This window comes from Bifidobacterium felsineum, assembly GCF_002802915.1.
GTDB classification, from domain to species: domain Bacteria; phylum Actinomycetota; class Actinomycetes; order Actinomycetales; family Bifidobacteriaceae; genus Bifidobacterium; species Bifidobacterium felsineum.
Window position 1 is genome coordinate 243,385 of the sequence record NZ_PEBJ01000001.1, and the last position, 15,837, is coordinate 259,221.

A 15,837-nucleotide genomic window follows, 5' to 3' on the forward strand; every position below is an offset into this window, starting at 1 on the left:
CGGAAGCCGAATACGGGTCAATATTGTACGGAATCCACGCACTCGCAGTGCCGCGTTTCCCATATGATGATGGCCGGTGCTGGTGGCCGCGGGGCATTGCACCTGAACTTCACGCACCGCCTGTGCCGCCACGTTGCTAGGCTTGTAGCCATGTCTATTGCATCAGTAGAGGCGCAAAAACAGCTTGACCGTATCGTGGCTCTTGGTTACCCGGATGTGGCGGACATGTCCGCCGCCGCATTCCGCGCATTGGCCCGCCCGTTGATTGGCGCGCTCGAGCATTCCGACCTCGGCTCGAATATTCTCCTGGTGCCGACTCGCGAGCTGGTCTCGCCCGAATCGCTGATCGCGCGAACCTCCATCAATCGCATGGCCGGCTTTACCACCATGCCCCCGCGCGATATCGCCAGCTTCCTGCCCATCAGCGGTTTCACGCCGCCGGAAGGCCCGTTCTATTTGGTGGTCGACCCGCACACCGGCACCTGCTACATCAACCGCGAGCCGGACGTGGCTCGCAAACTGCTCGATTCCGACGACCGACTGCCGCTCACCCTTGAAGAGGGCCTTGCCATCGCCACCCAGCATCCGGAATGGCTGATGGTCAAGAACGGCTTCAATCTGCTCGGGTCCCGCTCCGCGGACGGCCGCGTACCCAGCATCTGGATGAGCCAGAACGCGCCTCGCCTGGGGGCAGTCTGGCCGAACTCCCGCCATACGTGGCTTGGCAATGCATACTGCGCTGCACGCCGTGGCGTCAGCCTCTTCCGCTGAACACCCACCAAACGCCCTGTGCCGGTCCTGTGAATAGCCGGGCGCAAACCATCGCACGCTCGTACACTGAAGAACCATGACAAGCCTGCGATTTCGCAAAGACGGCAGCTTCCGCGTGCTGCAAATGGCCGACGTGCAAGACGGCCCTGATGTGCAACCCGACACCATCCGACTCATCCGCGAGGCCATTCGCGAAGCCGACCCCGATCTGGTGGTATTCACCGGCGACCAAATCCGAGGCTATGACCCCGCCTACATCGACACCTTTCTGCGCCGCCGCGGCGAGGAGCCGGGCGCCCGCGTGCGTGCGGTCACCGAGGTCGAAGCCAAACTTCGCGGCGTCAAGCGCCACTTTGCCAAAGACGCCGAGCACCCCGATGCCCCCACCATCGACGAACTGATGGACCAGACCCGCGACAAGGTCCGCCGCACCTTCGCCGGTTTCCTGGGGCCGATTATCGAAGCCGGCGTGCCGTTCGCCGCGACTTACGGCAATCACGACTTCCAATGCGGCATCCTGGCCGACGAGCAGGATGACATCTACCGTGAATTCCCAGGCTGCCTCAACCCCGCCGACAGTCTCGAGCCCGGCACCTTCGCACTGCCCATCGAGGCTTCCGATGGTTCGGGCCGCGTGGCCATGTCCGTTATGATGGTGAACTCCGGCGATTACGCGGCCGATGTCGATGTCGCTGGCGAGCGTGAAAACGACGCCCAATACCCCGCCTATGTGGTCAACTCGCGTGGCCTCGACCTAGCTGATTCCGATGGCTACGGCACCCCGACCCCGGAAGCGCTCGAATGGCTGGGCGCGGTGCAGGATGAGCTGGGTGCGCGCAACGGCGACGGCAAGCCGGTGCCGGCCATCGCCTTCCAGCACATTCCGCCGCAGGAGTTCTACGACTGCTTGAAGGAGGTGCCCGCCTGGACGCCGAACGCCGTGGAAGGTGCGCGCACCCACGAAGGCCACTGCTATGTGTTGAACCACGAGGTGTGCCGCCCGGGCTCCCGCTTGGGCGAAGCCATCGGCTGCGCGGACGAAAACGTGGGGGAGGTCGCCGCGCTCAATGTTGCCGGCGGCTATTTCGCGCTGTTCTGCGGACATGATCACAAGAACGCGTTCGTGGGCCATGTGCATGGGCTCGATTTGGGTTATGCGCCCACCTGCGGCTTCGAATGCTACGGGCCGAAGTCCCGGTACCGTGGCATCCGGCTGTTCGAATTCCATGAAAGCAATCCGGCCGGTTACGTGACCCGTATGCTCACATGGGGTGATTTGGTGGGCCGATACTCCAGCAATGAGGTACGCGTCTGGTTTGAGGACCATTGCGTGACCGGAGCGGTGAGCTTGCGCAACGAACTGCGCCGCCCGCAGGTCTTCGCCGTGCTCGCTGGCGCGATGAGCCTCGGATTCCTAGCGATGGTACGCTCGCTGGTCAGCGGCAAACGCTGACAGGGAACAGCGGTTTGTTCAGCGTTACTGCTGGGTATATGGGATGAACGCCGAAGCTTTGGCGGACTCGTCATACAGCAGCACGTTGGAGCTTGATGTGCCCGCTGCCTCAGTGGTGAAATTAATGGACAATCCTTCTTGCACAACAGTGCCTGATGCCATTGAAGAGAACGGAGTATTAGCCGGATACCAGTGCCATGTGCCGCACGGCGCGATGCCGATGCTGTCGGTGTACTGATATTCGTTGCCGTCCCATCCGAATGAGGATGCATCGCATTCCATGTCGTACCCGTTGGCACTATTCGCCTTAATGGACGAGAACTTGCCGTGGAACGGATAGGAAACACGTGGCGCGGTGGCTATCGGGCCACCACTGCTGACATCTGCTTCGTTGACTTCGCCGGTGAAGGTGCCATCGTCCTTGACTGTCAGGCCCACCCATTGCGAGCCCTCGCCAGTGGAGAAGAATCGATATTGATTGGCGATTTGCTTGAATAGCGAAGTATCCACTGCGGAGGAAGAGTCGGCTTTCTTGGAAGTGCCGGACTCCGGCGCGTTCACATCGGCATCGGGCAGGTTCTGCCAATCCGGTTCGGAGGACTCCACCAGATAGTAGGCGTTCTCGTCGCTTGGGGCGGGCTTCATCTTGACCGTATCAGCTGTGCTGCCGGTACGGCCATCGAACGGTACGAACGGATTGGCCTTGTCGGGGCCATATGGGGCAGTGGTGGTTTTGTACTGCGAAGGGTCACGCCAGAGGATAAACGGACGATCGGTATCCACGGCCTTCTGCTTGGCGGCTTCAGTCAGAGCATCCTTATCGAAGTACCCTTTGCTTTCCAGTCCCTTCAAGTCGGAGCCTGTGGGCACCACCAAGAACAAATCCTGCATGCGGTATTCTCCACTGGTTGGCAGAGGCATGGCACTTACAGCGCCAAGGGAATACTTCGTGCCATCAGACCAGTAACTCGTCATGCTGTCGTATGGCATCAGCTCGAATGCGCCGTAGTTCTGCTCAACCAGATAGTCGGCCTTGGAGCTACTGCAGAACGGTTGCTGGATAGAGTCGCAGGCAATCAGCTTATTGTCATAGGATGAACTGTCGCTGTTATTGTCGTCGGCACCATTTTTGACCAAACGCTGATTGCTGATAGTGATGCATTTGCCCGCATTGGTGCACCAACGTCCGTCGGTTGCGCTGGTGCTACCGGCCAGAGGAACGTCGGCCATGTTTTCCAACGAATATCCCGTTGTATTGGTGTCGGTGAACGCTTCCTTGGTCTGGGAGGCGTCGATGCCCTGATACAGCACCACATCCTCACCGGCGCTCAGCTCAGAGCCAGGCTCCGGTGAAGCGCCTGAAACCTTACCTACATATGCCTTTGAGGAAAAATGCTTCTTCACCGTCACGCTATGCCCCTGGGACTCCAACTGGGACTTTACCTCATCGACGCTTTTGCCCATCACATCAAGCGGCAGCGCATTGTCATCGGCTTTGGTGGCCACGCCAACGTAAATGCCGGTATCCTTGGCGTCTTTGACGACCGCCTGACCGGCTTCCGGCAATGTGGCCACTACAGAGCCTTCAGGATTCTTCTTGGTGTCAGATACATAAATCTTCTTGTAATGCACCGGCACGTTCATATCAGCCAGCATCTGTGTCACCTTTTGCGCCTGCTGGCCCAGCGTATTCTTGGGCACACCAGGGCCCGCGGATTCCCGAATCACCACTGTCTGCCCGGTTTTCACACGTTCGCCGGCCTGTGCACCTTGATAGCCGAGGAAAGTGCCAGATTCCTCGCCGGAGAAGACCTGCGCGGTTTTAGTGGCAAGACCCTTTTCCTCCAGCGCTTTGATTACATCCTTGGCCTTGACCGCTGATTTCTTCTTGCCTGATACATCGGTGGTCTCCTGCGCGATTGAGCTGGCATCCGGGAGCGTCTTGCCTCCCCAAACTTCCATGCGATAGGTTACGAACAGCGCGACTCCGGCAATGATAAGAGCTGCGAGCACCGCTGTAAGTATGATGATGAGGCGCTTATTCGTTCGCGGTTGCGCGGCGGACAATTGGGCGCCACATGAGGTACAGAACTTACTGTCTTCAGCATTCGAGGCATGGCACTTGGGGCAAATCATGAGCGTGGCTTCCTTACATCACATATCGGTTGCGGCGATAACGCTGCCGTTGCAGCCCAACTGTAGTCCTGCGATGCCGTAGAGGATGTTCCTGAGTATCCATAGTGATAGCGGATGTAAGTATTACCGTGCCTTCGGAACGGTGCAAGTCTGGAGAATCCGCCACAATACGGCGATTTTGCTGGCTGTTGCCCTAGCCGGCTTGTAGGATGTTTCGTGCACATTAACAAATCCGCGGAGCTCTTGACAAATCAGAAGAACCAAGCCTCGCGTAACCATAAGAAAAGGAGGAACAATGGGTCAGGATCAATCATCCGTTTTTGATCTCGCAGCGGTTGCCGCAGCGTCCAATGGGGGGAACAACGACCCGCTGCTGCCTCCGGCACGATTCATCGGCGACCCGCAGAAACCCAGCCGCATGCCCTACAACAAGTACGTGGCATACGACAAGCAGGTTCCGTTTGATTACCCGGAGCGCACTTGGCCGGGTAAGCGACTGCAGCGTGCACCGCGTTGGTGCTCGGTCGACCTTCGCGACGGCAACCAGGCCCTCGTGAACCCAATGGATTCTGAGCGTAAGCTGCGCTTCTGGAATCTTCTGGTCTCCATGGGATTCAAGGAGATCGAGGTGGGCTTCCCGTCCGCTTCCGAAACCGACTTTGACTTCATCCGCATGCTCATCGAGCGTGAACTGATTCCGGATGATGTGACCATCGTGGTTTTGACCCAGTGCCGTGAGCACCTGATTCGTCGTACTTACGAGGCTTTGAAGGGCGCCAAGCGCGCCATCGTGCACTTCTACAACTCCGTCTCCGTGCTGCAGCGCGAGGTCGTGTTCCGCAAGAACAAGGAAGAGATCAAGAAGCTTGCCACCGATGCCGCCGAATTGTGCAAGGACCTCGAATCCGAAGCCAAGGGCATCGATCTCTACTACGAGTACTCGCCGGAATCCTTCACCGGCACCGAGCCGGAATACGCCGTCGAGGTGTGCAACGCCGTGATCGGCGTGATCAAGCCCACCCCTGAGCATCCGATGATCATCAACCTGCCGGCCACCGTGGAAATGACCACGCCGAACGTGTTCGCCGACGAAGTGGAATACGTCTCCACCCATCTGGACGACCGCGATGCCGTGGTGCTCTCCCTGCACCCGCACAACGACGAGGGCATGGGCGTGGCCGCCACCGAGCTGGCCGTGCTCGCCGGCGCCGACCGTGTGGAAGGCTGCCTGCTGGGCAACGGCGAACGTACCGGCAACGTTGATCTCGTGACTTTGGGTCTCAACATGCTCACCCAGGGCCTTGACCCACAGCTCGACCTCTCCAACGTGCCGGAAATCCGCAAGACCGTTGAATACTGCAACCAGATCAAGATCTCCGAGCGCCACCCGTACGCCGGCAACTTCGTGTTCACCGCCTTCTCCGGCTCCCATCAGGACGCCATCAAGAAGGGCCTCGAAGCCCGTCAGGTGGCCGCCGAGCGCGCTGGTGCCGATCTCGACAACTTCGTCTGGCTGGTCCCATACCTGCCGATCGATCCGAAGGATATCGGCCGCACCTACGAGGCCATCATCCGCGTCAACTCCCAGTCCGGCAAGGGTGGCATGGCCTACTTGCTCAAGACCAACCACAACCTCGACCTGCCGAAGCGCCTGCAGGTGGAGTTCGACAAGATCGTGCAGAAGTACGCGGACGACACCAAGAAGGAAGTCAAGGACGAGGATATCTGGCGTCTGTTCAAGGACGAGTACCTGCCGGTCGAACAGTCCGGCATGACCGCCGCCGGCGTGGTCGTGGGCGATACTCACGATGCCTCTCTGGCTCCATGGGGCCGCCTGAAGCTCCTCAAGGTGTCCATCAGCTCCGGCGAAGACGGCTCCGACACCGTGCTCAAGGCCCGCCTGCTCGACCGCGGCGTGAACGTGGGCGTGGACGAGCCGGTGGAGCGCGAGGTCTCCGGCATGGGCAACGGACCGATCGCCGCCTTCCTCAACGCCATCTCCAACTTCGGCGTGGATGCCTCCATCATGGACTACGTGGAACACACGATGTCCGTAGGCACCAACGCCATGGCAGCCTCCTACGTGGAATGCCAGGTCGGTGAGGCCGATGACGCGCAGATCGTCTGGGGCGTGGGCATCGATTCGTCCATCACCACCAGCGCCCTGAAGGCCATCATCTCCGCCATCAACCGTTCCCGTCGCGCTCGCTGAGTCGTAAAAGCGGATAACCCCGCATAACCCGCAGCGGATATAAATGAAGCTCCCTGAGATTTCAGGGAGCTTCTTCGTTATTGTTCAGCTGTTGATTTCAGGCTTTACGAGTTTCCGCCAGTAGTGCTGCCGGCGTTGCCGTTGCTGTTGCCGTTACCGGCGTTGGCATTGCTGTTGCCGGTATTGCCTGTATTGCCGGTATCAGTCGAACCAGCATCAGCGTTGCCTGAATTACCGCCGCTATTCCCGCCGTTCCCGCCGTTCCCGCCGTTGCCGTCTCCGCTGGAATTGCCCGGATAATTCGGGCAATCGGTGGAATAGCTCGGGTTGGCGAGGCACTGCTGAGCGAATTTTTGGGCTTCGGTCTGATTGCTGTCGGTCTTGCTGGAATCGTTGGTAGCCGAAGAATTATCCGAATTGGATTGATTATTCGTTGAAGACTTGGACGACGAGCCAGAGCCTAAGCCCCATGTGCCATCCGGGCCGCCGACCTTACCGGTGTCTTTCGCCGTGGCGAATTGCTCGGCCGCCGTGCCCTTCAATGCTTGAGACATGTATTCGGTAAACAAGTGCGAAGGATAGCCGGTGGAAGTCACACCGTATCCGCCGAACGCAGGCACCACCTGTGGATTGCCGTCGGCGTCCGGATTCCAAATAGCCCACACGTTGAGCAAACTTGGCGTATAGCCCACGAAGGAGGCGGCCAGCTCATCGTTGGCGGTACCGGATTTGCCGGCCACTTGACGCCCTCCAAGAGCGGCGGACACGCCTGCTGCTGTGCCGGTGGTGGTAGTGCCTTGCATGGCCTTTTGCACAAGGGCGCAGTCATTGGCGTCAAATACCTGTTTGTTCTCGCTAGGAGCCTTGTACAGGTTCTTGCCATTGGAATCAAGAACCTGAGACACCATGTGCAGAGTATTCTTCACGCCATTGTTCGCGATTGTCGAGTGGCCCTGCGCCAAATCCCACACGGTCAGCGCATTGATGCCCAGCACGTTGTATGGCGAGGTTTCGTCGATGTCACCGGTGATGCCGGCCTCATGCGCGATTTTGGCCGTGCGTTGAGGCGTCAGGTGTTCGTTGACGTTCATGAACACCGTATTTACCGAGTTGGCTGTGGCTTGGTAGAGATTGATTGTGCCCCAATTGACGTTCAATGCATTATTCACTTCGGCGCTGATGCCGGAGAAATGCTGGTGTGAGTTGCCGTTGAATTTCGTGTCAAAGCTCACGCCTTCCTGTGCCGCGCCGAGCAATGCGAATGGTTTCATGGTCGAGCCGGGCTCGAATACAGCCTGATTCGCGTTGTTCAATGGTTTGGTGAGGTAATCAGAACCGGCGTAAATCGACACCACGGCGCCGGTTTTCTGTTCCACTGCGATGCCGCCCACTTGGAGGGTGTCGGGCATGCCATCGACGCGCGTATCGCCCACGGTCTGCATTACGTCTTGCTCGGCCTTATCGATGGTAGTGACGATTTTGTAGCCGCCGGTATCCAGGTCTTCTTTCGTGAACGCCTTGGAATTCACCAGTTCCTGCTTCACCATGGTGAGCAGATAGCCGTTCGGCCCCTGATATTCGTTCTGCTGCGCCACCGCGGCGGTTTGCGGGAAGGACGCATCCTGATGCTCTTTTGCGGTGATGTAGCCGTCTTCCTGCATGATGTTCAGCACGCGCTTGAAACGCTGCTGCGCGATCTTCGGATTGTCCGCCGGATCCCAGGTGGAGGGTGCGGGGATGATGCCGGCGATCATCGCGGCTTCGGAAAGCGTCAGATCCTTGGCGTCCTTATTGAAGTACGCTTTGGCGGCGGCCTGAATGCCGTAGGAATTGCGGCCCAGATAAATCGTATTCATGTAATTGCACAGCACTTCCTCCTTGGATTCGGTCTGTGCGATTTTCAGGGCCAGAATCGCCTCGCGAGCCTTGCCGGTGTACGTGGTGGTCTCACCCAAGTAATAGCGCTCGGCGTACTGCTGAGTGATCGTCGAACCACCTTGACGGGTTCCGGTGGTCACATTGTTGAGGAACGCGCGCGCGATGCCCTTGAGGTCGATGCCCTTATCCGTGTAGAACGTGCGGTTCTCCGACGCCACAATCGCATTGCCCACATAATCCGGCAAATCGGTGCAGGAGATGATTTCGCGGTTCTGCTCAGCGTATGAGCCGATGGCCGTGGTGCCATCCGAGTAGTAGACGGTGGTTTTCTCGGCCAGCGCGAACTTTTCCGGCTGCGGCACTTCGGTAGTGGAATACAGGTATGCGAATACGCCGATGCCGGCCAGCGCTCCCAAGACGAACAATCCTAAGAAAATGCGCAGAATCCACTTCAGTACGCGATGCTTGCCGTTGCCGCCGTTCTTCTTATGATTGCGGCGATGGCTGGTGCTGTGAATGCCGTGCGCGTTGCGGCTAGAGTTGCGGGCGGCGCGACGAGTGCCGGCACCAGCGTCGGTGTGACCGCTTACACGACCGCCGCTGCGGCGGCCTGATGCTGTTGCCGCGGACGAATATGCGCCTTCCTGAGCGGCTTGTCCGGTCTTGCTTTGTGCGGTGCGCGGCTTGCGAATGGTGGGGCCATTGCTGCCGGCCCGTGCGCGACGTTGATATGAGGCCATGCATGCCACCGTAACCGCGGGGGTTGAAAATCAGGCTAATTTTGGCCTATTTTCCGTCCGTAAAGCAGGGTATTTACGCCGAATCCTTACAAATATGGCCTGCTATGAGCAGACTCTGGACGGCCGCTGGACGCTAGCTGGAGTCGATATGACTTGTGCTGGTCCACCCGTGTTCTTACACTGTACAAAGCCTCCACGCGGCGCTATGTCACCCAACTCCCCCAGGGCAGGAATGCAGCAAGGGTAAGTGGCCTCTTGCGGGTGCGTGGGGGTTTTCTATTCGTTTGTGCGGATTTGGCCCTGAGCGCGGAGTATTGCGGCGTACTGTCCGGGGCGCGGCCGTAGAGTCATGGGTATGAATGACGCACAGCATCCTGTAATTCGCGATCCTCACGCGCCTGCAAATATGGTGGATTCCATGGATTTTGCAACTCAACGTGCAGTCCATGATCCTTTGGCGGCCTTAGGCTCAGCGCCTGGCAAAGAGCGTACGGCTGAGCCTGTCGTCGATTTCGATCGCGGCCTCAGCTATGATCTTGATCGCGGTCTTGCCCGTCTGGACCCGCTGACTGTGCGGCCGCGCATCTCCAGTCGTGTGCTGTGCGCAGTGTTCGGTCTGCTGATGATTGCCGCCGCATTCGGCATCTGGTGGCTGTGCGTGCACACCGAAAACGGCCAGTCGTACGACGAAATCGTTTGGAAGCAGCTGCCGAGCAATCTGCCGGGTTGGGCCTCCGGCGTGATGAATGTGGTGGCGCAGTCATGGCTGGTCATCGCCGTGAGCTGTGTGTTGGGTGCCCTCGGCGTGGTCGCAGCCGCGGTTCGCCGCCGTTGGTGGCTGGTGGGGCAGATAGCGGTGCTAGCCGCGCTGTGCTGGGCCTCGACGCTACTCAAAGGCGTGCTGCCGCGTCCGTTCATCATCCAAACCGACTCGCCGGTAGTCAATTCCGCACCCTCCGGTCATACGGTGCTGGCCGCAGCAGCAGCCGTCGTGCTGCTGATCGCCGTGCCCCGCGCGGTCCGCGCGCTCGCAGCGGTAGTCGGCGGTACTTGGACGGTGCTGGTTGGTGTCTCTGTGATGGTGGGGCAGTGGCATCGCACGTCGGACGTGCTGATGTCGATTTTGCTGGTCGTCGGCCTGACCTTGATTGTTCTGGCCTTCACGCGCACGTCCGGTATGGATGATCCCGGCCGCCGCGTCTCTTCGGTGAGCGTGCAGATTGTGGGCAGCGTGCTGATTACCGGCGGACTGCTCCTGATGCTCTACAGCGCATACGTGATTTGGCAGGTGCTGCCGGGGCTGAACGTCATCGCCAGCTGGGCCGTGCAGGGGTCGATTGTCAGCTCTGTGGTGGGCATTATCGGCGTCACCGCGCTCGCGTTCGGCCTGCTGCTGGCATTGCGGCACATTACCGCAGCGCCGCTGAGCCGTTTGGGATTGATTGGCGCGCCACCTGCGCCGCCGGTGCAAGGCGCGCAACGTGGTACGCGATGAGCACGCATCGCGCATGCTACCGAACGCGGAGTTGACCGGCTTTTCACCCACTGTTTAGCCGCCAACCGGCCGCAAATTTGGCAGTTGCACACCATTCATGAGTATTATGACGCCAGAAACACCGTGAGTTTCGAGAAAATAATAAGGAGTAGGGCATGGCTACCAAGCTCGTGATCGTGGAGTCCCCAACGAAGGCCCACAAGATCGGTGACTACCTCGGCAAAGGGTACACCGTCATGGCATCGGTGGGCCATATTCGTGACCTCGCACAGCCCAGCCAGGTACCGGCGGCGGACAAGGCCAAGTTCGGCAAGTTCGGCGTGGATGTGAATGATGGTTTCAAGCCCTATTACATTGTGGACGGCGATAAGAAGCGCACGGTCAGCGAGCTGAAGTCCGCGCTGAAAAACGCCGATGAGCTCTACCTCGCGACTGATGAGGATCGCGAAGGCGAGGCCATCGCATGGCACTTGGTGCAGACGCTGAAGCCCAAGGTGCCGGTCAAGCGCATGGTGTTCCACGAGATTACCAAGAACGCCATCAATGCTTCACTGACCAAGACCCGTGATGTGGACGGGCATATGGTGGACGCCCAGGAAACCCGCCGTATTCTCGACCGTCTCTATGGCTATGAACTTTCCCCGGTGCTGTGGCGCAAGGTCGGGCCGGGCCTTTCCGCAGGCCGTGTGCAGTCGGTGGCCACCCGCCTGATCGTGGAGCGCGAACGTGAACGTATGGCATTCAAGCGCGCGCCCTACTGGGATATCGTGGCGACGCTCGCCGCGCCTGATGTGCAGGGTGAGGCCGCGGAATTCTGCGCTCGCATGATTTCCCTCGGCGGCAAGCGACTTGCTGGCTCCAAGGACTTCGGCGCTGACGGTCAGCTGACTCCGGATGGCTTCAAGGCCAACGTTCGCCAGCTGGATGAGGCGTCGGCCACTGCTGTGGCTGCTGCGTTGCGGACTGCTGATTTCACGGTGATGTCTATGGAGACCAAGCCGTATCGCCGCCGCCCGCAGCCGCCGTTCACTACGTCCACGCTGCAGCAGACCGCTGGCAATCGCCTCGGCATGGGTGCTCGTGCGGTGATGCGCGCGGCGCAGAGCCTGTATGAGAACGGTTACATCACCTATATGCGAACCGATTCGGTGACGTTGTCCCAAGAGGCCATTGCCGCTGCTCGCAATGCGGTGGGCTATCACTTTGGCGAGGCGTATTTGTCGTCTGAGCCGAAGCAGTATGCCACCAAGACCGCGGGCGCCCAGGAAGCCCACGAATGTATTCGCCCGGCCGGCTCTCGCTTCCATGACCCTGATGAGCTGGCATCTAAGCTGCCGGTCGATCAGCTGCGACTGTACACGTTGATTTGGCAGCGTACGCTTGCCTGCCAGATGGCCGATGCCACTGGTTCCACCGCCACCGTGCGCCTGTCCGCTCCGGCGGGGGCCGAGGAAGGCGAGGCGGTATTCCAGGCATCCGGCACGGTGATTGAGTTCCCGGGCTTTATGAAGGCGACTGGCGAGGGGCGCAAGGCCAAGGCTGCTGCTGGCGCTGATGCCGCTGCGGCGGGCGCTGGCGCTGGCGCATCGGCCAAGGCCAAGGGCGATGCCTCCGAATCGAATACTTCTCTGCCGCCAATGACCGTTGGCCAGCACGTTGACGCTACCAGCGTGGAGCCGGATGGCCATGAGACTCAGCCGCCGGCACGATACACTGAAGCCACACTGGTGAAGACCTTGGAAGCCAAGGAAATCGGCCGCCCATCCACCTATGCCAGCATTATTTCCACGATTATGGATCGCGGTTACGTGTACGAGCGTGGGCGTGCGCTGATTCCAAGCTGGCTGGCGTTCTCGGTGGTCAAGCTCTTGGAGCAGAACTTCCCGAAGCTGGTAGACTACCAGTTCACCGCCGAGATGGAAAACGGCCTCGACCGCATCGCCCATGGCGAGGAAACCGGTCGCGATTGGCTCACCCGCTTCTACTTCGGCTCCGGTGAGGGAGCCGCGCGCAATGCCGACGAGGCACATGAAGGCCTGCAGCAGCAGGTGGCACAGCTCGGCGAAATCGACGCGCGAGCCATCAACACCATTGATATTGGCGATGGGCTGCATGTGCGCGTCGGCCGCTACGGCCCGTATTTGGAAGACATGGAGCACATGGACGCCGAAGGCAACCCGAAGCGTGCCTCCTTGCCGGATACGATTGCGCCGGATGAGCTGACCGTCGCCGTGGCGCGTGACCTGATCGACAACCATTCCGGCGGACCGCGCGAGCTCGGCACCGATCCGGCCACCGGCGGCACGGTGGAAGTACGCAACGGCCGATTCGGTCCATATGTGGCTTTGGTGCTGCCCACGCCTGAGGGAGCCAAGGAGGCTCCACGCCCGAAGATGGCGTCGCTGTTCAAGACGATGAGCCCGGAATCACTGTTTTTGGAAGATGCGCTGCGCCTGCTCAGCCTGCCGCGCGAAGTGGGCAAGTATGAAGAGACCAACGCCGAAACCGGGGAAGTCTCCGAGTTCACTGTGGCCGCCAATAACGGCCGTTACGGCCCGTACCTGACCAGGACTGGTGCGGACGGCAAGTCCGAGACGCGTTCGCTCGGTTCTGAAGATGAGATTTTCACCGTGGACTTGGCCAAGGCCAAGGAGCTGTTCTCCCAGCCGAAGTATGGCCGTGGCCGCGGTCGCGGTGCCGCCAAGCCGCCGTTGCGTGAGCTCGGCACCGATCCGGCAACCGGTAAGAACGTGACCATCAAGGACGGCCGTTTTGGCGCCTACATCACCGATGGCGAGACGAACCGCACGGTGCCGCGCCAGTACACGCCGGAGACCATTACCCCGGATGATGCGTTCCGTCTGCTGGCCGAGAAGCGTGCTGCCGGCCCGTCCACGCGTGGACGAGGCCGTGGCGGGCGTGGTGCTAAGGGCAAGGGCGCTGCGGCCAAGGCCGCGCCCAAAGTGAGTGCAGTCGAAGCGAAGCGTGCCGAACGCCGTGCTGAGGTGAAGAAGCTGGCTGGCAAGGGTTGGGCCAACACGCGCATTGCCGAGAAGCTCGGCTCCACTGCAGCCACCGTAAAGGCCGACATCGATTGGCTCACCACCAACGAAGGCTTCACCCGCCCGCCAGTCGTAGCCGCCAAGCCTAAGAAGAAGTAGACCCTTTCGCTGCCTCACGCTAAGGTCGGAGGCATGACCGGTCTGTTTATTTCGTTTGAAGGCGTTGACGGCGTGGGCAAAACCACGCAGGTTGAGCGGTTGCGCGCATATCTGGAGACTCAGGGCCGCACGGTCGTGGTGACGCGCGAGCCAGGTGGTACTGCGCTCGGCCAAGCGATTCGTCGGATGCTGCTGCACGGCGTTGAAGGCGGTTCGGCCGATATTGCTCCACGCACTGAAGCCTTGCTGTTTGCCGCCGACCGTGCGCAGCATGTCGCCGAAACGATTCGCCCAGCACTGGAACGCGGCGAAGTGGTGATTACAGACCGTTATCTTGATTCTTCTCTGGCCTATCAGGCTGGCGGCCGCGAACTCACGCCGCAGGAAATTAAAAACTTAAGCATGTGGGCCACGAATAACCTGCTGCCCGCCCGCACCTATTTGCTGGATATGGATCCAGCGCTCTCGCATAACCGTCTCCAGCATGCGGAAGACCGTATGGAATCGGCTGGCGATGATTTCCAAGCTCGCACACGCCAAGCCTTCCTCGATTTGGCTGCTGCCGAACCGGACCGATTCCGCGTCATCGACGCCAGTCAAACCATTGAACAGGTGTGGTTTGCCATCGAAACGGATATTGCCAGATTGCTACAGTAATTGGAAGTCGAAACAGCGCTGGCAACGGGGACGGGGGAGACATAATGAGCGTGTGGGATTCATTGGTGGGGCAGAAGCCCATCGTTGACATGCTGAGCCGCATCGCACAAGGCGAGCCCAGCCAGATTACGCAATCATGGCTGATCTGTGGCCCTCCCGGCTCCGGTCGCTCCAATATGGCCCGCGCGTTCGCAGCCGCGCTGGAAAGTCCGGACCATGGCATGAGCGCCGAACCCACGCGCGTCACGCAGCAGGTGCTCGCCGGCACACACCCGGACGTCACCGTGCTCACCACCAATAAGGTGACCATCGGCATCGATCAGGTGCGCGACATCATCGCCACATCCGAGCAGATGCCAGCCACCGCGCCGTGGCGCATCATCATTATCGAAGACGTCGATCGCATGCTCGAACGCACCACCAACGTGCTGCTCAAGGAGATCGAGGAGCCGGCCGAGCGCTGCATCTGGCTGCTGTGCGCACCCAGCGCCCAGGATGTACTGCCGACCATTCGCTCCCGTTGCCGTGTGGTGAATCTCGCTGTGCCGTCCACTTCGGCCGTGGCTGATTTCTTGATCGCGAATACCGGGGCTGAGCCGAAAATCGCACAGCGAGCCGCGCGTCTTTCCGAAGGCCATATCGGTATTGCCCGGCTCTATGCCACGAACGAACGGGTCATGTCCGACCGTGACGAGTTGATTGTCGGTGTGCTGAACCTTGCCCGCGCCTCGGATGCCGTGCTGCTCGCCGGCAATCTCATCGATAACGCCAAAGGCCAGGCCGAAGCGGATGCCAACGAATGGTCCGCCAAACAAGAGGCGGAATTCCGCCGCATCAACGGACTGCAGGAGGGGGAGCGTATACCCCCGAAGTTGCGTGGCGCATTCAATCAAGTGGCCAAAAAAGACGACATCAAGCGATTCACCACCCGCCGTACGCGCGACGTGCTGGACCGCGCGTTGAACTCCGTGGCCTCCATCTACCGAGATGTGGCCGTGTTGCAGAATAATGCCGAAGATTCGGTGGGGCTGATCAACCTCGAGAATCGTACGGCCATCACCGAGCTGTCGGTGCGGCTTGATCGCGCTGGTGCTGTGGCGCGTCTTAACGAGGTGGCCCATGCCCGCAAGCGTTTGGCCGGCAATGGTAACCCTCTGCTCACCTTTGAAGCCCTCTTCTGCGCTCTCATTCCGTAAATAGTTGGCGTGATTCTGCCTCCCCCTGATGGAACATTGCCGTATTCCCGTCCAATTTCAGCCCTGCTTGTCCATCTGTTGAAACGGTTTTGGCCTCGGGGGGGGTATCGTTGCGGTCTAGGAGTGTAGCCGCTGTGG

9 protein-coding genes, 1 other RNA gene and 1 pseudogene are annotated in these 15,837 nt (G+C 60.0%); 8 read left to right on the top strand and 3 right to left on the bottom strand.

Going from position 1 to position 15,837, the window contains the following annotated elements:
- The first annotated feature begins 150 nt into the window (after positions 1-150).
- Together CSQ86_RS00900 and CSQ86_RS00905 are read left to right on the top strand one after the other, a co-directional pair.
- Complete coding sequence (locus tag CSQ86_RS00900) at positions 151-771, top strand: DUF5701 family protein (RefSeq protein ID WP_100493280.1); 621 nt, start codon at positions 151-153, stop codon at positions 769-771.
- 76 nt (positions 772-847) lie between these two features.
- Positions 848-2,224, top strand: coding sequence for a metallophosphoesterase family protein (locus CSQ86_RS00905; RefSeq protein WP_165773690.1), 1,377 nt, complete (start codon positions 848-850; stop codon positions 2,222-2,224).
- Between the two features lie 24 nt (positions 2,225-2,248).
- Here CSQ86_RS00905 and CSQ86_RS00910 read toward each other — a convergent pair whose 3' ends face one another.
- Together CSQ86_RS00910 and CSQ86_RS10045 are read right to left on the bottom strand one after the other, a co-directional pair.
- Positions 2,249-4,186: a PASTA domain-containing protein gene (locus CSQ86_RS00910; RefSeq protein WP_165773671.1), complete on the bottom strand. Its 1,938-nt coding sequence runs from the start codon at positions 4,184-4,186 to the stop codon at positions 2,249-2,251.
- A 108-nt stretch (positions 4,187-4,294) separates the two neighbouring features.
- A pseudogene (locus tag CSQ86_RS10045) lies at positions 4,295-4,360 on the bottom strand (zinc-ribbon domain-containing protein); the annotation flags it as partial.
- A 295-nt stretch (positions 4,361-4,655) separates the two neighbouring features.
- Between CSQ86_RS10045 and leuA the strand changes: the two are divergent.
- Complete coding sequence (gene leuA / locus CSQ86_RS00915) at positions 4,656-6,572, top strand: 2-isopropylmalate synthase (RefSeq protein ID WP_100493282.1); 1,917 nt, start codon at positions 4,656-4,658, stop codon at positions 6,570-6,572.
- A 104-nt stretch (positions 6,573-6,676) separates the two neighbouring features.
- On the opposite strand, the gene CSQ86_RS00920 is transcribed toward leuA, so the two are convergent.
- Complete coding sequence (locus CSQ86_RS00920; RefSeq protein WP_243387536.1) at positions 6,677-9,190, bottom strand: transglycosylase domain-containing protein; 2,514 nt, start codon at positions 9,188-9,190, stop codon at positions 6,677-6,679.
- Positions 9,191-9,374: 184 nt separating this feature from the next.
- Here CSQ86_RS00920 and ffs point away from each other — a divergent pair.
- The 5 genes from ffs (at position 9,375) to CSQ86_RS00945 (ending at position 15,699) form a co-directional block, all read left to right on the top strand.
- An RNA gene (gene ffs / locus CSQ86_RS00925) (signal recognition particle sRNA small type) lies at positions 9,375-9,471 on the top strand.
- 68 nt (positions 9,472-9,539) lie between these two features.
- Positions 9,540-10,685, top strand: coding sequence for a phosphatase PAP2 family protein (locus CSQ86_RS00930; protein WP_423734791.1), 1,146 nt, complete (start codon positions 9,540-9,542; stop codon positions 10,683-10,685).
- A 155-nt stretch (positions 10,686-10,840) separates the two neighbouring features.
- Positions 10,841-13,846 (top strand): type I DNA topoisomerase, encoded by a 3,006-nt coding sequence (gene topA / locus CSQ86_RS00935; RefSeq protein ID WP_100493285.1) that lies wholly within the window; start codon positions 10,841-10,843, stop codon positions 13,844-13,846.
- 33 nt (positions 13,847-13,879) lie between these two features.
- Positions 13,880-14,503, top strand: a complete 624-nt coding sequence (tmk, locus tag CSQ86_RS00940) for a dTMP kinase (RefSeq protein ID WP_100493286.1) — start codon at positions 13,880-13,882, stop codon at positions 14,501-14,503.
- Between the two features lie 44 nt (positions 14,504-14,547).
- A complete protein-coding gene (locus CSQ86_RS00945) occupies positions 14,548-15,699 on the top strand; it encodes a DNA polymerase III subunit delta' (RefSeq protein ID WP_100493287.1) in 1,152 nt (383 codons plus the stop codon).
- The last annotated feature ends 138 nt before the right edge of the window (positions 15,700-15,837 follow it).